Here is a 17,636-nt window from a genome sequence, read left to right as displayed (position 1 = left end):
TAACATAACTTTCACTTATGGGAGGGTAGATTGGCTTCAGATTAAAAAATAGAAGAACGTATTATGTCTGAACTTCATATTAGCCGCCCTAAGATATCCACATCGCAGATTAACCCTGCGGTATCTCTGTCTATCATTGTGCCTTTCTACGATGAACAAGAGGTGTTGGAAGAGTTTCACTCTCGCCTCACTAAGGTTCTCGATAGCTTACCGATCACGAGCGAGATTGTTTATGTCGACGATGGCAGCAAAGACAACAGCTTGGACTTGGTGAGTTCATTCACTTCAATCAATAGTTCAATTTCTGTTATTGGTTTAAGCCGTAATTTTGGGAAAGAGTCAGCCATGAGTGCTGGCCTTGAGCATTGTCGTGGACAAGCCGTAATCCTATTAGATGCTGATTTACAAGATCCTCCGGAGCTGATTCCGCAAATGATCGCGAAATGGCGCGAAGGCTACGACGTGGTCAATATGCAGCGCAGCCAGCGTGACGGTGAAACCTGGTTTAAAAAGTTTTCAGCGGCAAGCTTTTACAAAGTCATGAACGTGGCTGCGAAGATAGATGTGCCTGAGAACGTGGGCGATTTCAGACTGTTGAGCCGCGAAGTTGTCGACCATATCAATCAACTTCCAGAACGTAACCGTTACATGAAAGGCATTTTTTCATGGCCGGGTTTCCAACAAGCAACGCTCCAATTTAAGCGTGATGCTCGCTTCTGCGGTGAAACGAAATGGAACTATCTCAAACTCATCGGATTGGCGATGGATGGCATTACCTCGTTTTCGATTCGTCCGCTGCGCATCGCTACCGCATTGGGTGGCTTAGTCGCGCTGACTGCTTTTGTGTATGGCATGGTTATCGTTTTCAAAACCATCATGTTTGGCGAACCCATTACGGGCTATCCGTCAATGATGGTCGTACAACTTGCCCTTGGCGGCATCCAACTTTTGAGTATTGGTTTAATGGGAGAGTACATAGGTCGTATTTTCATTGAAACCAAGAATCGTCCTTTGTATCTGATCCAATCGGTGGTCGATACACCTGCATTAAAAACACATTTTAAATTAGAGGAGTCAGCATGAGCCTGAACAGAACGCACCTATGGTATTTGTTGTCTTTTGCATTGGTTCTAAGGCTTTTATCTCTGGCGACTTACCCATTAATGGACACCACAGAAGCGCGTTATGGCGAAATGGCTCGTTTAATGGTGGAAACAGGCAATTGGTTAACGCCTCAGTTTGACTATGGCATTCCTTTCTGGGGTAAGCCGCCGCTGTTTACATGGATGAGTGCTGTAGGTATTGAGTTGTTCGGCTTGAGTGAATTTGCCGTTCGTGCACCTCATTGGTTAGCGGGTGTCGTAACGATTTTGTTGACGGCTTACATGGCGAAGCGAACTGGCCAAAGTGCGTTGGTTGCCGCGGTAGTGTTGGCGACATGCGGCATTTTCTCAATCGCTGCGGGTGCAGTGATGACAGACATCGCGTTAACCTTGGCGATGACCATTGCTATGTTAGGTTTCTATCTATGTTGGCTAGGAGGAGAGGGTCGGAAAGGTGAAGGGAGTGCGAAGACCAATAGAAATTGGGGTTACGTTGGCTTTATTGGTTTAGCGTTAGGTTTGCTTGCAAAAGGGCCAGTAGCGATCGTCATCATGGGCATCGCCGTATTCCCTTGGTTGGTATTACAACACGGCTTCTTTGGTGCTTTCAAAGCGCTTTGGCAACGTTTCCCATTGTTGTCTGGCTTAGGTGTGATGTTAGCGATCGCGCTGCCGTGGTACATCATGGCAGAAATGGCGACACCGGGCTTTATTGATTACTTTATTGTTGGCGAACACTTTAAGCGTTTTGTCGTGAGTGGCTGGGAAGGGGATCTTTACGGCTCCGCTCACGATGAAACACGAGGCATGATCTGGGTATTCTGGATTCAAGCCGCTGCGCCTTGGTCGATTGTATTGCCTATACTAGCGTTTGTTCGCCGTAAGAAAATTGCAGAAATTAATACTGAAAATCGCGGCTTGTTTTCATTCCTTGTGTGCTGGCTGATTTCGCCTCTGATCCTTTTCACTATGGCGGGCAATATTCTCCCAGCATACGTCCTACCGGGTATTCCAGCCCTTGGTTTGTTGGTTGCTATACTTGTGGTGGAAAAAGATAAGAAGTGGTTCTCGAGCGTGGCTTTGGTTCTGCCAGTCTTATTGATGATTGCGATGGTTTACCTGAATCTAGGCAAGGCGAATGAGAAAAGTGACCGTATCATCTTCGAACAGATCACGGATTCGTCACCGAGTTTTTATGTAGGAAAACGACCGTTCTCAGGGCAATTTTATAGCCATGGGCAAGCGAAGAAGCTACTTGATATAGAGCAACTCGACGGCATCGACAAGTTCTACTTGATTGGTAAAAGAGCGGAAGTGGAAACCAAGATTAAAGACAACGCGTTAACGTGTATTTTGGAGCCGACGGTGAAAATAAAGCGCGCTTTATTCAGTTGTCATAGTCAAGATATCAAACCAAATTTGTCGTTGAGTCACATTCGAAGTGAAAGTGATGTTCAGCGTTAACTCAGGGCTGCGAATGATCAATAACAAGCTCCAGACACACAGCCAAAGGCTTCAGTCCCATCACAAGATGGTTCGGTTCGCAGTGGTCGGTGTTGGCGGGTTCGTTGTTGATTGTGCGGTATTTGCCTTACTGCATTACATTGTTGGTTTACCTTTAATGACGGCGAGAATTGGATCTTTCATTGCTGCAGCAACGACAACCTGGTTTGGTAATCGCGTGCTGACCTTTGGGTTCAAAGGGCAGGGTCATTGGTCTGAAAAACTGATTCAGTGGCAAAAGTTCATGTTGTCAGCATCGATATCAGCAGTACCTAATTTGTTGTGCTTTAAGTTGATGACTGAATTACTGCCAGCGTTTACTGGGGCTGTGTTTATCGCGATGGCCGTTGGTATTTTGATCGGCATGGTGACGAACTACCTGTTTAGTCAGTATTGGGTCTTTACCCGCTAAAAAAGAAAAAGAAAGAGAAAGGCAAGTCATCCAATGACTTGCCTTTTTTATTGAACATTGAAAATTGACGATTGAAGACGATTGGTAATTCTAACTCTGTTCTTTGCCTTCGTTGGTTTGTGTAGGTTGAGCCTGCTTTGCTTGAGCCGCTTTTAACTGCCAATTCTTTATCCCGTAGCAGATTAACCCCAAACACAATCCCCAAAATGCGCTGCCAACTCCCGCAAAGTTAATCCCAGAGGCGGTAAGCAAAAAGGTGAGCAATGCCGCTTCTCTATGTGTGTCATCAGCAAGTGCTGTCGTCAGGCTGTTCGCAAGTGTCGGTAACAAGGCCAACCCTGCAATGGTAATAATGATGGCTTGTGGAACCGATGAAAACAGAGAAACAAAGGTTGTGCCCAATACCCCCGCCAACAAATAGAAACCACCCATCGTTAATGCCGCTTTATAACGACTTTTCGGGTTTGGGTCGGCGTTCGGGCTCATGCATATTGCCCCTGTCAGCGCAGCCAAGTTAAACGCAAAACCACCAAAGGGAGCGAGCAATAAACCGGTAATGCCTGTCGTGGTGATAATTCGTGACGCTGGTGGGTTATAACCATTGGCTTTCAATACCGCGAATCCAGGCAGGTTTTGTGATGCCATTGTCACCACAAATAACGGAATCCCAACACTCAACAGAGACGCCAAATCAAAATCGGGCGTAATGAACATAGGCTGAGTCAGCGTTAAGTTCACATCTGAAAAATCGAGCTTTCCGGCAACGCCACTCATTATGACGGCAAGCAGTAAGATAAAAGGAATTAATAGATTACCAAATTTAGGCTTCGCAAAAATATACGCAGCTAACATGGTGCCGATGATAATCGCCTCTTGAGACAGAGAGGTGAAAATTCCAATTCCAAACATCCACAACACACCCGCTAGCATCGCAGAGGCAATCGATGTTGGGATTCGTTTAAGCAGCGTGTCAAAGATGCCTGTTAGACCCGTAATGGTGATTAGCAGTGAGCTAAATAGGAAGATAGCCACGGCTTGTTCTACGGTGAGTCCATCCAATGAGGTGATAAGTAGCGCAGCGCCCGGTGTCGACCATGCGGTCACTACCGGTTGTTTGTATCTCCACGATAGCAGAATCGTCGACGCGCCCATGCCAATTCCGAGCGCCCAAAACCATGAAGCAATCTGCTGCTGGCTAGCTCCTGCACTGGTCGCCGCTTGGAAGATGATCGCTGCCGCACTCGCATAACCGATAAATACCGCAATAAAACCAGTACTGATGTGAGAAAACTTAACCTGACCCATACTAACCACTCTCGTTGTGCGTTATAACATACATAGAACTCAACTTAGCATTTGTGCGCTATAGCGCACAAGTGTTATTTGTTTAAATTTTGTTCGTGACAAGATTAAGCACGAGCAAACTTGAATAGGTAGATGAACGAAAACATGCCGAAGAACATGAATGTGGAAACTAGCTTTAATGTAAAAGAGAGTTTGAGTGACCAAAACGACGTGCAAGTCAGCCACAACCTAAAACGGATTCGTAAAGAGAAAGGGTGGAGCCTCGACGCGACTGCCAAAGCGACCGGTGTCAGTAAAGCGATGTTAGGGCAGATTGAACGTGGTGAATCGAGCCCAACCGTCGCGAAGCTGTGGCAAATCGCAACTGGCTTGAACGTTTCCTTCTCGAGTTTGATTCTGTCTTGTTCTAGCAACGAGCTGGTGAGCTTGTTCCGAGACGCCAATGAATTGCGTGATGAAAGCTTGAATGAGGGCTTCTCGGTCAGTGTTGTTTTTCCTTTTGAACCATCGTTAGGCTTTGAAGTTTATGAGCTTGGGCTAGCAGAGAACTATGAGCACTTTTCTGAACCACACAGTACCGGAGTGATTGAACATATATTGTGTATCTCAGGTCGTATGGCGGTGTTTTTTGACGATAGCTGGCATGAGCTGAGTCCGGGACAAGCGGTGCGTTTTAATGCAGAACAACTTCATGGATACAAGAACATCGGAACTGAACAAGCGGTTTTCCATAACATCATCCACTATCCCGACCAATGGCAGCGTTCATAGGTCTATAAGTTGATAAGTTGATAAGTTGATAGGTTTATTGGTTTAAACCATTCTGAAAATCTTCCAGACATAAAAAAGCGCAGCTATCTAGCTGCGCTTTTTTATGATAACCAAGTAAATGGGGTCGCTATATTAACGTTGTGTTGCGCGCTGGCGATTCTTTCCGTTACTTGCAGGTTTACCACCTTGACCATTGCCCGCTTTGCTGCGGTTTGGCTTGCCATTTCCGCTGCCATTGCCTTGCGATTGCTGGCTAGCAGGGGCTTTTTTGATGAAGCCAGTCGCTGGTTTATTACCATTACCGTTCTGCTTGCCGTTGCCCTGATTGCCGTTGCTACCTGTTGGCTTCTTACCACCCGGTTTAGGCTTATTGCCACCAGGCTTAGAATGGTTACGTGGGCTTTCGCCGCCAAGACCCGGTTGAGCTTTACTGTGCTTAGTTGCGAAACGTTGTGAGCCGTGACGACCAGATTTACGACGCTGTGCTGGTGTCTGAGCTTCAAAATCTTCTTCTGGGACTAAGCAGTTCGCTTTGTCACCAATTAGATGCTTTTTGCCCATGCTGATCAGTGCTTCACGGATGATCTTCCAGTTTTCTGGATCGTGGTAACGAAGCAATGCTTTATGCAGACGACGTTGACGATCGCCTTTAGGCACTGGAACATCTTCACGTTTTTTGTATTTCACGCGCTTCAGAGGGTTGGTCTCTGAGTAGTACATCGACGTAGCATTACACATTGGCGATGGGTAGAAGTTCTGTACTTGGTCACACTCGTAGTTATGCTTTTTTAGCCACAACGCAAGGTTAAGCATGTCTTCATCTTCCGTGCCCGGGTGAGCAGAGATGAAGTAAGGAATTAGATACTGTTTCTTACCCGCTTCAGCGCTGTACTTCTCGAACATCTCTTTGAAACGATCGTAAGTGCCCATGCCCGGCTTCATCATCAGATCCAGAGGGCCTTTTTCAGTATGTTCTGGAGCGATCTTCAAGTAACCACCAACGTGGTGAGTCACAAGCTCACGTACGTATTCTGGAGACTCAATCGCAAGGTCATAACGAACACCTGATGCGATCATTACTTTCTTGATGCCCGGAACCTTTCTCGCTGAGCGGTAAAGGTCAATGGTGTGCTGGTGGTCTGTGTTCAGTTTTTCACAGATTTTAGGGAACACACATGATGGGCGACGACAGTTAATTTCAGCTTTAGGATCAGAACAACCTAAGCGATACATGTTCGCCGTTGGGCCACCCAAATCAGAAATGGTACCAGTAAAGCCAGGGACTTTATCTTTAATGTCTTCGATTTCATCCAAGATCGATTCTTTCGAACGGTTCTGAATGATTCGTCCTTCGTGTTCTGTGATTGAACAGAAAGAACAACCACCAAAACAACCACGCATGATGTTAACCGAGGTTTTGATCATGTCATATGCTGGAATCTTTGCTTTGCCATACATAGGGTGAGGAACACGCTTGTACGCAAGGCCAAACACGTAATCCATCTCTTCAGTTGCAAGAGGGATTGGCGCTTGGTTTACCCAAAGCTCGCGGTCACCGTGGCGTTGAATAAGAGCACGACCTGAATACGGGTTGGTCTCTAGGTGCAGAATACGGCTAGCGTGAGCGTAAAGAATACGGTCGTTATTCAGTTTTTCGAAACCAGGGATACGAACCGCAGTTGTTTTTGCATCGTGGCGAGAAGGGCGAATCGTGATTGGCTGCGCCTTTACTTCTTCTTTTTCGTCTTTCTTGGTATCACACTGCGTTTCTACTTCGTACGGGTTAACCGGAACGTAGGCTTTGTTCGGTTTTTCGATACGAGAAGAATCGATAATTTTGTAACCTTCAGGCGCTGCAGGCAGGTTGATTGCTGTACCGCGAATGTTTGTCAGCGTTGACATGTCTTCGCCGTCAGCAATGCGATGTGCCACTTCAACCAGTGCACGCTCGGCGTTACCGAAAAGAAGGATGTCTGCTTTTGCATCAAACAATACAGAGCGACGAACTTTATCAGACCAGTAGTCGTAGTGCGCAACGCGACGCAAGCTCGCTTCAATACCACCAAGAACGATTGGCGTGCCTTTGTAGGCTTCACGACAACGTTGAGAATAAATCAGAGTTGCACGGTCAGGACGCTTACCACCTTCATTGTTCGGTGTGTAGGCATCGTCATGACGAAGTTTGCGATCAGAGGTGTAGCGGTTGATCATGGAATCCATGTTACCCGCAGTGATGCCGAAGAATAGGTTAGGTCGACCCAGTTCCATGAAGGCATCTTTATTGTCCCACTTTGGTTGGGCAATGATGCCCACGCGGAAACCTTGAGCTTCAAGCAAACGGCCAATGATAGCCATACCAAAGCTAGGGTGATCGACATACGCGTCACCAGTTACAATAATAATGTCACAGCTATCCCATCCAAGAGCATCCATCTCCTTTCTACTGGTAGGCAAAAAGGGTGCTGTTCCGTAGCACTCGGCCCAGTATTTTTTGTGTTCGTGAATAGGAGTGATATCGCTGTACATATTTCAACCTCTGATTTTTGAGGCGGGAATTATAGCGGCATGAGCCTAGACTAGCCAGTAGAACATGCCCCTGTTAGTTCTGGTGTCTTTCGCCATTTTGCAGATAATGCTGACAAAAGAACCATACAACAGCATAGTTGAAGCCTTGAATAACGTCGCTAATTTGTGATTTTGATTAGTGTTCGCAGCAGTTTTTGATATTATTCGCGAAAATAAGTCTGAATAAGTAGATCCACAATGGTCGAATCATTATTAGTACAATTTGCTCCCATGCTATTAGGAGCCCAACTGATCTTAACTTTAATCTTAGTGAAGGGTGATATTTGCCCTGGCCAACGTGGCCGTATTCACAAGATGTTACCTGCGATTGGCGTGCTTTGGCTTGCTGTTGCTTCATTAAGAATTGAAGCGTTTCTGATCGTATTCGCTATCTTCTATTTCTATTCTCAAGTTCAAACTAAGAAGACACGTGATTCAGGCCCTATCTGGGTGATGTATCTTGCTTGTGGTTTGGCGTTGTCATATGTTGCTATCCAAGCAAGCGAACAGGTAAACCCAGTTGGTATTATTGCTACTGTGTTGTTGGTGGCTTTACTGGGTGCTTCTTTCGGACATTTACTGCTGACTATCGCAAGAACGCGCTTACAAGCATTTCACCGCGTTCTGCCTGTTGTGGGCGTATTGAGTGGCATGCTGGTGGTGTTGGCGACCGTGATTAACGTTTATTCATTGTCTGAAGCGCAACTAGAACCTGTTATTTCAACTTTGTTGTTTAGCTTTGCTTTGCTTATCTCTTCTATCGTGGTTTGGTGTTGGCATTTGCTGTTTGTCAAAACACCTGAGAAGTTGCAGTTAACGATAGCATTGCTGATGTTATTAGCGTCAGTGATTGGCTTAACACCGGTTTGGGCGTTGTAAGAGGCTGTCGAGTTCTCGAAACTTTTAGTTGATTAAATCAGTGGTAGCGAAAGAAGTGTGATCTGTTTTTAAGCATGCGGCTGGTAAGCGTTCTAAACTTAATTCTAATCGTGTGTTCGTTAGGAGTTCAGGATGGATTTAAGCAACGTCAAAGGTTTCGATAGCATTATCTTGCTCGGGATCGTCAACGAAAAGCTTCGTTTGGAATGTGATAGCTTTGAAGAGCTGGTCAGCATGTATGAAATGGATATAGAAAGTGTCGTCGGTAAGCTGGATATGCTTGGCTATCAATACGACCCACTGACTAATCAGTTCAAGTCTTATCCAAGATAAACATCGAATTGGCGCGTCATCGCTCGTGTTCAAACAAGTATCGTCCTCCAGTTGATACTGAATTGATGCTGAGAAAAAAGTCACAGATTATCTGTGACTTTTTTGTATCTGGCGTTTGCTTTTGGAGCTTGCATCTAATGTTGAACGCAGGCTCATTTAACTCAACAATCAATACCGTTAAACGACCTCAATCCCATCTAGGTGACTCTTACTTTGTTGTCTTGCCGTGCTAAAGAAAGCTTGCAGATAACGTTTGTCTTTCTCGGAGTTTCTTACCGCCGCAAATAGTCGTCTTGAAAGTCCTTTTCCCAGTGGTTTACTGGCAATTAACCCTTGTCTTGAAAACTCGCTGATCGCCCAGTTCGGTAATGCCGCAACACCTAAACCAGCCGATACCATTTGTACCAACATTAATGTGTTGTCTGCCTGTTTCCATTTCTTAGGCTCTACACCTGCCGGTTGCAAAAAGTGCTTCACAACATCAAGACGCTGTTTTTGAACCGGATAAGAGAGCATCGTGATATCGCTAAGATCTTGTGGATCGATGCTTGGCTTTTCTGCCAAAGGTGAGTTGATGGCGGTGATCAAACGCATCTCGAAATCAAAGAGCGGTTCGTAATGGACCTCTGAACGCGGTTGAATGTCTGAGGTGATCACCAAGTCCAACTCCCCAGCCATCAAAGCCGGCAGAGGTTCAAAACCAAAGCCTGATGAGAAATCGAGCGTCACGCTTGGCCAAGCAACTTGGTACTCCTTCAAAGCAGGCATTAACCATTGGAAGCAAGAGTGACATTCGATCGCCATGTGCAATCGACCATTCACATCCTCTTTCAGGCTCGCGAGTTCATTCTCTGCTTTGGCAATTCTTGGTTGTATCTCATCTGCGAGCTTAAGCAAGATCTCACCCTCAGAGGTGAATTTTACGGGCCTAGTTTTACGCAGGAAAAGCTGACCGCCAATACGAGCCTCAAGGTCTTTCAATTGGTGAGAAAGCGCCGACTGAGTCAGATGAAGAGAAGTCGCAGTGGCTGTAAGCGAGCCGCTGTCTCTCAAGGTGGTCAATGTTCGAAGGTGTTTAAGCTCTATCATGAGTATTCCTCATATTCCCTAAGCCAATTCAATATTTCTTAATAATCACCCTACGGTGTTTTTTATGTTTTGTAAACGTCTAGATGTCCAGATGGATTTAAACTGTTCATCTTTGGACGATTAAAGATGAATATTATTAATAAACAAGATGAATATTTGGACGTTGTCCATAGATCGGATTAGGGCGATAGTTTAGCCATCCAGACGCCTTTGTGAAAAGTGAAATCATCAAAGGCAGTCTGACCGGAAATTAAAATTATCGAATAAGGAACAGACTCATGACGACAACAACGCATATTCTTGGTTACCCACGCATCGGCGAAAAACGCGAACTTAAGTTCTCACTAGAGAAATACTGGCGTGGTGAGATTGACCAATCAGAACTTAAGCTGCTCGGCAGCGAGCTAAGAAATCGTAACTGGAATGTACAAGCCGACGCGAATCTAAGCTTTGCAACTGCGGGCGACTTCGCATGGTACGACCATGTTCTGACAACGACGTTACTTCTAGGCCACGTGCCAAAGCGTCATGCTGGTGGTTCAGGAGATGAAAAAGCCTTTCCAGATTTAGATACCTTGTTCCGCGTAGGTCGTGGTCAATCTCAAACGCAGCCAACCTGTTGTGGTGGTCAACATGGTTTGGAAAGTGGCACAAAAGACAGCTCAGCAGCGTCTGACATGACTAAGTGGTTCAACACTAACTATCACTATATTGTTCCTGAATTCAGTAAAGACGACTCATTCGAAGTGAGCTGGCCACAGCTGTTTGACGAAGTGAACGAAGCGATAAAAGCAGGACACAAGGTTAAGCCTGTACTTCTCGGCCCACTGTCTTACTTGTACCTAGGCAAAGAAGTGGAAGAGGGCTTTGACCGCTTAACCCTGTTGCCTCGCCTTCTTACTGCCTACCAAGCGATTTTGGCTAAACTTTCCAAGTTAGGTGTTGAGTGGGTGCAAATTGACGAACCTATTCTTTCTCTGGAACTTGAAAAGCGGTGGTCTGAATCATTCAAGTTGGCTTATCAAGTGATTCAAGGCGATGTAAAACTGCTGCTTACCACTTACTTTGATTCAGTGACTGACACGTTAGATAACATCGTAGAACTGCCCGTCAACGGTTTACACATCGACTTGGCTGCAGCACCGCAGCAACTTAATGAGGTGGTGAACAAGTTACCGGAAGATTGGGTGCTTTCTGCAGGGGCGATTAACGGTCGCAATGTGTGGCGTGCTGATTTGGCCGCGCATCTGGATCTACTACAGCCAGTGAAAGAGAAGCTAGGAGAAAAACTGTGGGTGGCAAGTTCATGCTCGTTGCTGCACAGCCCAGTGGATTTAGAATTAGAAGATTCGCTTAGCGAAGAAGTGAAGAGTTGGTTTGCTTTCGCGAAACAGAAAGTCACCGAGGTGAGTTTATTGGGAGCTGCGTTAGACGGCGATCAAAATGCCATTTTAGCTTGTGAGACGTACAGCCAGCCAATTGTTGCTCGTAAGAGCGCGACTCATGTCAACAAGCCTCAGGTACAAGCTCGCCTTAATACCATCACTAAAGCGTTAGCTGAGAGAAGTGCGCCTTATGCTGAGCGAGCGGCGCATCAGTCTGAAGTTCTCGGCTTACCGTTGTTACCAACCACAACGATTGGCTCTTTCCCGCAAACCGGTGAGATTCGCGTTCAACGTAGCGCCTACCGCACCGGTCAATTGAGTGAAGCGGAATATACCAACGCACTAAAAGGTCACATCGCGGATGCGGTCAAACGTCAAGAAGCACTCGATTTGGATGTGCTTGTGCATGGTGAAGCCGAGCGAAATGACATGGTGGAATACTTTGCAGAAAATCTAGCAGGCTTCCAAACCACCAAATTTGGTTGGGTACAAAGCTATGGTTCTCGCTGCGTGAAACCTGCGATTGTGGTTGCGGATATCGAGCGTGAAAAACCAATGACGGTAGAATGGTCGACCTATGCTCAATCTCTGACTTCAAAGCAAATGAAAGGAATGCTCACAGGACCTGTCACTATCTTGTGTTGGACATTCCCACGTGAAGACATCTCTCGCAAAGAGATCACCAACCAATTAGCGTTTGCGCTGCGTGATGAAGTGTCGGATTTGCAAGACGCTGGAATCAACATTATTCAAATTGATGAGCCTGCTATTCGTGAAGGCTTGCCGCTGAAAAAACGCGACCATGCAGAATACTTAGAGTGGGCGGTCGATGCCTTTAAGATTTCAGCAGCGAGTGCCAAGCCAGAGACTCAGATCCATACACACATGTGTTACAGCGAGTTCAACGAGATCATTGATTCAGTGGCGGCGCTAGATGCAGATGTGATTACCATTGAAACCTCTCGCTCGAACATGGAACTGCTGAAAGCGTTTGAAGAGTTCAATTACCCGAATGCGATTGGCCCAGGTGTTTACGATATTCACTCACCAAACATCCCATCAGAAGAGTGGATTGTTGATTTGCTGAAGAAGGCGGCAGAGAAAATCCCGGCAGAACGTTTGTGGGCAAACCCAGATTGTGGTCTTAAGACACGTAACTGGGCAGAGACAGAAGCTGCACTGACCAATCTTGTATCGGCGACTAAGACACTGCGTAAAGAGTGGGAATCGGCAGGAGTTTAAGTTTAGCTAACGTTAGGGTTTGATTACTCTCAAAAAACAAAGGCCTCGCAAATGCGAGGCCTTTCTACTTGGTGCTTATTCGAATCTCGAATTTAGCTGCTGCTCTGGCAAGTATCTTTGCTGATCAGCTTCTCAACCATCAATTGTCCGCGAGTATTGCGAATCTTGATGTTGTAAGCCAAGCCCATGTCGAGGTTTGCTCTTACTTCAGAGTTGGTGCAGTAGCTATTCACACTCATGTCTACAACTTGGTTCAAAGGCTTAGCACCTTTAGCGTCTTGGTTGTAGATCATCATGATCTCGATAACGGTGTTTTTTGCCAGTACACGCATAACTGACAATGGGCCATACTCAATTGGCAGGCCAGCCGATAAAACGCCAGCACGGTGTTGTGCCATCATTTCAAGCTGTCTTTGTTGGTCTTGCTCACTTGAAGCACAGCCTGCAAGCAGAGCTAAAGCCAGTGAACCAATAATCCATTTTTTCACGTTAAAATACTTTCTTGAATGGTTTTACGATGACATTTTGGTAGACACCAGCATCAATGTACGGGTCTGCGTCAGCCCATGCTTGTGCGTCTTCTAAAGAGTTGAACTCAGCAATTACAGTAGAACCTGTGAAACCCGCTTCACCAGGGTTATCTGAATCGATAGCGGGCATTGGACCTGCTGTTAGAAGTCGACCTTCATCGTGAAGTGTTTGTAGGCGTTCTAGATGTTGTGGGCGAACACTTAGGCGTTTTTCTAATGAGTTTTCGACGTCTTGAGAAAAAATCACGTACCACATGTTGAGATATCCTTATGTTACTTCACTGAATTAGAGCGATTAAATTATTTATCTGGCTAATTTACGCGAACTAATGGGTATTGGAAGAGCTAATGATAAGAAATTGTGAAATGGTGCGGCAGAGTGAGAAGGTCTTTAGCATTTTTAATCGAAATGACTAAAGACCTTTGAGAGAGATAAGGTCGTCGAAGGACTATTTGTTGATTGGGCGAGGTTTACCGCTTTCGTCTACAGCAACGTAGTTGAATGTCGCGCCACAAACTTTATAACGATCGCCGATGCCGTGATCAAGTACCGGCTTAACCCATACCTCTAGGTCGATATTCATCGAGCTGCGGCCAATCTTGGTGCAGTCGCCATAAACACAGACTACATCGCCGACCGATACTGGCTGTTTGAATTCGATGCTTGATACTGACACGGTGACTATTTTTCCGTTTGAGATCTCTTTCGCCAGTATGCCGCCAGCCAGGTCCAGTTGAGACATTATCCAACCACCGAATATTTGACCTGCTGCATTGGTATCAGAGGGCATCGCCAAGGTGCGAAGAAGTAAAGAACCAATCGGGTTCAAAGTTGATTGAATAGTCATTGTTGTACTCTTAATGGTATTGATTGTTTTGAATTTAAATAGATGTGTTTGCGGTACTCGCGGTGGTCGTATTTTTAACGTATTCACCGAACACAAACAATCAGTGGCCAATGATCACGAGTATCATTGGCCACTGTTAAATCGCATATTGATAATAATTGTATCAAAAAGGGGATGCGGACTCATCTCTAAGGGTTATTTCTCGTCGGTATTTTTACCTGAGAGCTCTTGTTGCTTATCGTTTTCTGGAGCTTGCTCTTTTGACTGAAGCTGGTCTTTTGGTAAATGCTTGTAGATATAAACACCCGTTAGCAAGGTAAATGCAAAAGTAGCGATGAGAAGGCCAAACACTTTGAAGTTGACCCACACATCCAATGGTAGGTTGAAAGCAACGTAAACATTGAGGATCGCACACAGAGTGAAGAACAGAGTCCAAGCCCAGTTGATCTTGCCCCATACCGCTTCAGGAAGAGAGATCTCTTTACCTAACATGCCTTTAATCGCTGATTTGCCCATTAGGTGACTGACAGTCAGGCCGATCGCGAACAATGCATAAACGATGGTTACTTTCCATTTTATGAAGTTGTCATCATGCAAAAAGATGGTCATGCCGCCAAATACGGCAACCATCAAAAATGTGATGATCTGCATTTTCTCCACTTTCTTGTAGATAATGTACGTCAAAACGATTTGTACTGCGGAAGCAACAATCAATGCGCCTGTAGCTGTGTAGATGTCGTACATCTTATACAGCGCAAAGAAAATGATGAGAGGAATGAAATCAAGGATTTGCTTCATGTGGCACTGAGTATCCAGTTAGTTGAGTTGCAGACAGTCTAACCAAAATTGCCTCGATGCTAAATAGCCCGAGACAATTGGCTGCAAAACTAATGTTGTGTAACTCCTGTTACCGCATGGACGATGTTTGGTATCGAGGGATCAATTTCTTGATGTCCTCAAGATAGCCCTCACTCTTCAAACTGTCTAAGGTGTTTTCAAGCTCTTGCTCACTCATCGCAAAACACGTCGATTTACCAGTCGTTAGGTCAAGGTACTCGTGATACTCACGCTCAGTGAAGTGGCCAATTCTATCGATTAATAAGGTTTTAATTCCATGGTGAATTAAGCCGTAGTATGTATGTCTTTGTAAGGTCATAGCCTATCCTCCGTGACAAGCTGCAGTTATATCTTTGCAACCTGCTGTATATTGGTTGGGTTATCTATGACAAAGCAATTCGAATGCCATTTTGTCCGTTGGAATAGAGTTTCTGAGATAAAAAGTTGAATTAATTTTCTTTTCAACTAGTTAAAGGAATGTACGTTCTATTCTCTAAAAACCAATACGTAGTTGGCGCAAAATAGTTTTATTTTGAGAATGGTAAAATTCTCATTCTGACGAACGACTGAAGCTTTAATGTTTCTCAATTGGCAATTTGATAGCCGCTAACCGCTAACCGCTAACCGACTAGCCAATCGACTAAAGTTGATAGGGAAGGGTTTTGCCGGTTTTTAGGTTGCAGAAAAAAATACCCATTACCAGAAAAGATGCTTCCTTCACTTACCTTGACCAACCTACCTAAGTCGATGTCTTGCTTGGCGAGAGTGATGTCGCCTATCGCAATCCCAAAGCCCTGTATTGCGGCGTTCATCGCTTGATCGAGTGTCGCAAATTGCTGGTTTTTCTTGCTTGAAAGGTCATGACTTCCAATATGCTCTAACCAAAGTCGCCAATCACTTTGTTCGTTGTTAGCGTGTAGCCATGTGTATTGAGCGAGCTTGTGTGGCTTGATTAGAGAAGAAGAACCACTGGTAAGGTGACTCGGTTTAATGCTTTGCGCTTGGCAGACTGGCGCGAGTTGTTCATTAAACAAGAGTTGGCTAACAATCGATTGTTGGCTTGGTTTCTTGCCATAGGTGATGACGGCATCAAAAGGATCAAAGCTTGGTTCGAAAACGTGCTTGATGGTTGAGGTCAACTCAACATCAATTTCAGGAAAAGCTTGTTGGAATGACATCAGCTTAGGCAATAGCCAAGAGGTAATACAGCTTGGTGCGTTGAGTTTGATCTTCGATGGAGAGCTGGCAACTTGATTAAGCGCTGATTGCAGTTGTTGAATGGTCTCTTGAATCAGCGGAACCAGTTCTTCTCCCTTGGGGGTTAATGACAACCCACGAGCATGTCGGTAGAAAAGATCGCACCCAAGACTCTCTTCAAACGACAGCACCTGACGGCTTACTGCACCTTGCGTGACATTGAGCTCATGTGCAGCACGTGTAAAGTTGAGATGCTTAGCTGTAGACAAGAACGCGAGCAGTGTTTTTGTTGAAGGGAGAGTTTTATTCATGCTTTACCTATGACTTTTTATCATGGCTATTATGTGATTATTTCGATTCATTTATCAATAGTGTTCTGTTTGAATGTAAATACTTAGTCATCATTTGTGATTCAATATGTGTATAAGTCACATATTTTGAATATGAAGGCAGTGGTGAAGGAATCGTAATTACATGAAAGGGATAGCTTCTTGACATCTTTTATTGATAGCTTAGTGCCTCAGGCTGTAAAAAAATTAATACCTTATCAATCGGCAAGAAGAATTGGCGGCGATGGACGTGTCTGGTTAAATGCCAATGAACTGGAAAATACTTTGTTCGAGGGTGAACAAGGTTATAACCGTTATCCTGATTTCTTACCGCAAGACATTGCCAAGGCTTATCAAGCCTATTGTGAAACTGACTCTGCCACCGTTGCGGTTCGTGGTGCTGATGAAGCGATTGATTTACTGATAAGAACCTTTTGCAAACCAGCACAAGACAATATCCTCATTTGTTCTCCAACTTACGCTATGTACGAGTTTTGTGCCGATGCACTGGCGATAGAGACTTTAGACTCGCCATTGCAAGAAGACTTTAATCTTAATGTCGCCGATATTGTGCAGAAGTCCGAACTGGTTAATCTTGTCTTTCTGTGTTCACCGAACAACCCAACGGGCAACGTGATTCCAAAAGCCGACCTGATTGAGGTACTGGAAGGAACTGTGGGTAAATCGCTAGTCGTGGTCGATGAAGCGTATATTGAATTTGAACCTCAGACATCGGCTGTGAACCTTATTGAGCGTTATCCGCATCTAGTCGTGATTCGCACTTTATCTAAAGCGTTTGGACTAGCTGCTGTACGTTGTGGCTTTATTTTGGCTAGTCCCAACGTGATGCAATATGTGTCCAAGCTGATTCCTCCATACCCAATGCCAGATTGTTCTTCTCAGATCGTATTAGAAGCTTTGTCTGATGAGCGTGTTGCGGTGATGAAACAGGCGACCGCTAAACTGGTTGAGATTCGTAATCAGTTTGCAGCTGCGTTGACCCAGTTCGACTTCATTGAACATGTTTATCCATCATCGACCAACTTTATTTTGCTGCGTCAAAAATCGGGGCATGAACTGTTTAGCGTATTGACGAAAGATGGCATTGTGACCAGAAATCAGAGCCATGAGCCTGCTTTGCGTAATTGCGTGCGTATCAGTATCGGTAGTCAAGAGAGTATGGCAGAAGTGATAGCGTCACTTTCACGCTACCAAACCGAATTAGAAAAGAATCAACAAGACAAACAAATTCAACAATCTCAACATAAAGAAACTCAATCTCAACTCGATAAAAATCATATCTAGGAT

At 45.1% G+C, this 17,636-nt stretch carries 17 protein-coding genes; 8 read left to right on the top strand and 9 right to left on the bottom strand.

Annotated features, from left to right (window positions below):
- Positions 1-63 precede the first annotated feature (63 nt).
- The 3 genes from QUF19_RS10830 to QUF19_RS10820 are packed head-to-tail and all read left to right on the top strand — an operon-like array spanning position 64 to position 3,018.
- Positions 64-1,083 (top strand): glycosyltransferase family 2 protein, encoded by a 1,020-nt coding sequence (locus QUF19_RS10830; RefSeq protein ID WP_286293212.1) that lies wholly within the window; start codon positions 64-66, stop codon positions 1,081-1,083.
- Entirely contained in the window at positions 1,080-2,567 is a 1,488-nt protein-coding gene (locus tag QUF19_RS10825) for an ArnT family glycosyltransferase (protein ID WP_286293211.1), read from the top strand. Before QUF19_RS10830 ends, QUF19_RS10825 begins: the two co-directional genes overlap by 4 nt.
- Positions 2,554-3,018, top strand: coding sequence for a GtrA family protein (locus tag QUF19_RS10820; RefSeq protein ID WP_286293209.1), 465 nt, complete (start codon positions 2,554-2,556; stop codon positions 3,016-3,018). The genes QUF19_RS10825 and QUF19_RS10820 overlap by 14 nt, the downstream gene beginning before the upstream one ends.
- A 90-nt stretch (positions 3,019-3,108) precedes the next feature.
- On the opposite strand, the gene QUF19_RS10815 is transcribed toward QUF19_RS10820, so the two are convergent.
- Positions 3,109-4,323 (bottom strand): benzoate/H(+) symporter BenE family transporter, encoded by a 1,215-nt coding sequence (locus QUF19_RS10815; RefSeq protein WP_286293208.1) that lies wholly within the window; start codon positions 4,321-4,323, stop codon positions 3,109-3,111.
- Positions 4,324-4,455: 132 nt separating this feature from the next.
- On the opposite strand from QUF19_RS10815, the gene QUF19_RS10810 reads away from it, so the two are divergent.
- Positions 4,456-5,094, top strand: a complete 639-nt coding sequence (locus QUF19_RS10810) for a helix-turn-helix domain-containing protein (protein ID WP_286293206.1) — start codon at positions 4,456-4,458, stop codon at positions 5,092-5,094.
- Between the two features lie 132 nt (positions 5,095-5,226).
- On the opposite strand, the gene QUF19_RS10805 is transcribed toward QUF19_RS10810, so the two are convergent.
- Positions 5,227-7,527, bottom strand: coding sequence for a YgiQ family radical SAM protein (locus QUF19_RS10805; RefSeq protein WP_286298877.1), 2,301 nt, complete (start codon positions 7,525-7,527; stop codon positions 5,227-5,229).
- Positions 7,528-7,857: 330 nt separating this feature from the next.
- Here QUF19_RS10805 and QUF19_RS10800 point away from each other — a divergent pair, with 330 nt between their 5' ends.
- Positions 7,858-8,538 carry an HI_1241 family integral membrane domain gene (locus tag QUF19_RS10800; RefSeq protein ID WP_065111093.1) on the top strand — a complete coding sequence of 227 codons (681 nt, stop codon included), beginning with the start codon at positions 7,858-7,860 and terminating at the stop codon, positions 8,536-8,538.
- Between the two features lie 132 nt (positions 8,539-8,670).
- The gene (locus tag QUF19_RS10795; protein ID WP_017076390.1) at positions 8,671-8,871 is read left to right on the top strand and encodes a DUF4250 domain-containing protein; all 201 of its coding nucleotides are present in this window, start codon (positions 8,671-8,673) and stop codon (positions 8,869-8,871) included.
- 177 nt (positions 8,872-9,048) lie between these two features.
- On the opposite strand, the gene QUF19_RS10790 is transcribed toward QUF19_RS10795, so the two are convergent.
- Entirely contained in the window at positions 9,049-9,960 is a 912-nt protein-coding gene (locus QUF19_RS10790) for a LysR substrate-binding domain-containing protein (RefSeq protein WP_017093110.1), read from the bottom strand.
- A gap of 278 nt (positions 9,961-10,238) precedes the next feature.
- Between QUF19_RS10790 and metE the strand changes: the two genes are divergently transcribed.
- Positions 10,239-12,587: a 5-methyltetrahydropteroyltriglutamate--homocysteine S-methyltransferase gene (gene metE, locus QUF19_RS10785; RefSeq protein ID WP_286293194.1), complete on the top strand. Its 2,349-nt coding sequence runs from the start codon at positions 10,239-10,241 to the stop codon at positions 12,585-12,587.
- Between the two features lie 92 nt (positions 12,588-12,679).
- Here the strand turns inward: metE and QUF19_RS10780 are convergent, their stop codons facing one another.
- The 6 genes from QUF19_RS10780 to QUF19_RS10755 form a co-directional block, all read right to left on the bottom strand.
- Positions 12,680-13,075, bottom strand: coding sequence for a GspS/AspS pilotin family protein (locus QUF19_RS10780; RefSeq protein WP_102311435.1), 396 nt, complete (start codon positions 13,073-13,075; stop codon positions 12,680-12,682).
- Between the two features lies 1 nt (position 13,076).
- A complete protein-coding gene (locus QUF19_RS10775) occupies positions 13,077-13,373 on the bottom strand; it encodes a YciI family protein (RefSeq protein WP_004741234.1) in 297 nt (98 codons plus the stop codon).
- A gap of 193 nt (positions 13,374-13,566) precedes the next feature.
- Positions 13,567-13,965: an acyl-CoA thioester hydrolase YciA gene (gene yciA / locus QUF19_RS10770; RefSeq protein ID WP_017061510.1), complete on the bottom strand. Its 399-nt coding sequence runs from the start codon at positions 13,963-13,965 to the stop codon at positions 13,567-13,569.
- A 195-nt stretch (positions 13,966-14,160) separates the two neighbouring features.
- A complete protein-coding gene (locus QUF19_RS10765) occupies positions 14,161-14,763 on the bottom strand; it encodes a septation protein A (protein WP_102434810.1) in 603 nt (200 codons plus the stop codon).
- Between the two features lie 109 nt (positions 14,764-14,872).
- Complete coding sequence (locus QUF19_RS10760) at positions 14,873-15,121, bottom strand: hypothetical protein (protein ID WP_061021728.1); 249 nt, start codon at positions 15,119-15,121, stop codon at positions 14,873-14,875.
- A 301-nt stretch (positions 15,122-15,422) separates the two neighbouring features.
- A complete protein-coding gene (locus QUF19_RS10755; RefSeq protein ID WP_286293147.1) occupies positions 15,423-16,310 on the bottom strand; it encodes a LysR substrate-binding domain-containing protein in 888 nt (295 codons plus the stop codon).
- Positions 16,311-16,490: 180 nt separating this feature from the next.
- Between QUF19_RS10755 and hisC the strand changes: the two genes are divergently transcribed.
- Positions 16,491-17,633 carry a histidinol-phosphate transaminase gene (gene hisC, locus QUF19_RS10750; RefSeq protein ID WP_286293145.1) on the top strand — a complete coding sequence of 381 codons (1,143 nt, stop codon included), beginning with the start codon at positions 16,491-16,493 and terminating at the stop codon, positions 17,631-17,633.
- Positions 17,634-17,636: the final 3 nt, after the last annotated feature.

Source organism: Vibrio sp. FE10, from assembly GCF_030297155.1.
Taxonomy (GTDB): domain Bacteria; phylum Pseudomonadota; class Gammaproteobacteria; order Enterobacterales; family Vibrionaceae; genus Vibrio; species Vibrio apostichopi.
Note: the sequence above shows the minus strand (reverse complement) of the source record. Positions and strands in the feature narration are given on the sequence as shown.

What these genes read in the sequence shown, in the direction of transcription:
- QUF19_RS10830 (WP_286293212.1), top strand. Translation starts at nt 64, where the DNA reads ATGTCTGAACTTCATATTAGCCGCCCTAAGATATCCACATCGCAGATT.
- QUF19_RS10825 (WP_286293211.1), top strand. Translation starts at nt 1,080, where the DNA reads ATGAGCCTGAACAGAACGCACCTATGGTATTTGTTGTCTTTTGCATTG.
- QUF19_RS10820 (WP_286293209.1), top strand. Translation starts at nt 2,554, where the DNA reads ATGTTCAGCGTTAACTCAGGGCTGCGAATGATCAATAACAAGCTCCAG.
- QUF19_RS10815 (WP_286293208.1), bottom strand. Translation starts at nt 4,323, where the DNA reads ATGGGTCAGGTTAAGTTTTCTCACATCAGTACTGGTTTTATTGCGGTA.
- QUF19_RS10810 (WP_286293206.1), top strand. Translation starts at nt 4,456, where the DNA reads ATGAACGAAAACATGCCGAAGAACATGAATGTGGAAACTAGCTTTAAT.
- QUF19_RS10805 (WP_286298877.1), bottom strand. Translation starts at nt 7,527, where the DNA reads ATGGATGCTCTTGGATGGGATAGCTGTGACATTATTATTGTAACTGGT.
- QUF19_RS10800 (WP_065111093.1), top strand. Translation starts at nt 7,858, where the DNA reads ATGGTCGAATCATTATTAGTACAATTTGCTCCCATGCTATTAGGAGCC.
- QUF19_RS10795 (WP_017076390.1), top strand. Translation starts at nt 8,671, where the DNA reads ATGGATTTAAGCAACGTCAAAGGTTTCGATAGCATTATCTTGCTCGGG.
- QUF19_RS10790 (WP_017093110.1), bottom strand. Translation starts at nt 9,960, where the DNA reads ATGATAGAGCTTAAACACCTTCGAACATTGACCACCTTGAGAGACAGC.
- metE (WP_286293194.1), top strand. Translation starts at nt 10,239, where the DNA reads ATGACGACAACAACGCATATTCTTGGTTACCCACGCATCGGCGAAAAA.
- QUF19_RS10775 (WP_004741234.1), bottom strand. Translation starts at nt 13,373, where the DNA reads ATGTGGTACGTGATTTTTTCTCAAGACGTCGAAAACTCATTAGAAAAA.
- yciA (WP_017061510.1), bottom strand. Translation starts at nt 13,965, where the DNA reads ATGACTATTCAATCAACTTTGAACCCGATTGGTTCTTTACTTCTTCGC.
- QUF19_RS10765 (WP_102434810.1), bottom strand. Translation starts at nt 14,763, where the DNA reads ATGAAGCAAATCCTTGATTTCATTCCTCTCATCATTTTCTTTGCGCTG.
- QUF19_RS10760 (WP_061021728.1), bottom strand. Translation starts at nt 15,121, where the DNA reads ATGACCTTACAAAGACATACATACTACGGCTTAATTCACCATGGAATT.
- QUF19_RS10755 (WP_286293147.1), bottom strand. Translation starts at nt 16,310, where the DNA reads ATGAATAAAACTCTCCCTTCAACAAAAACACTGCTCGCGTTCTTGTCT.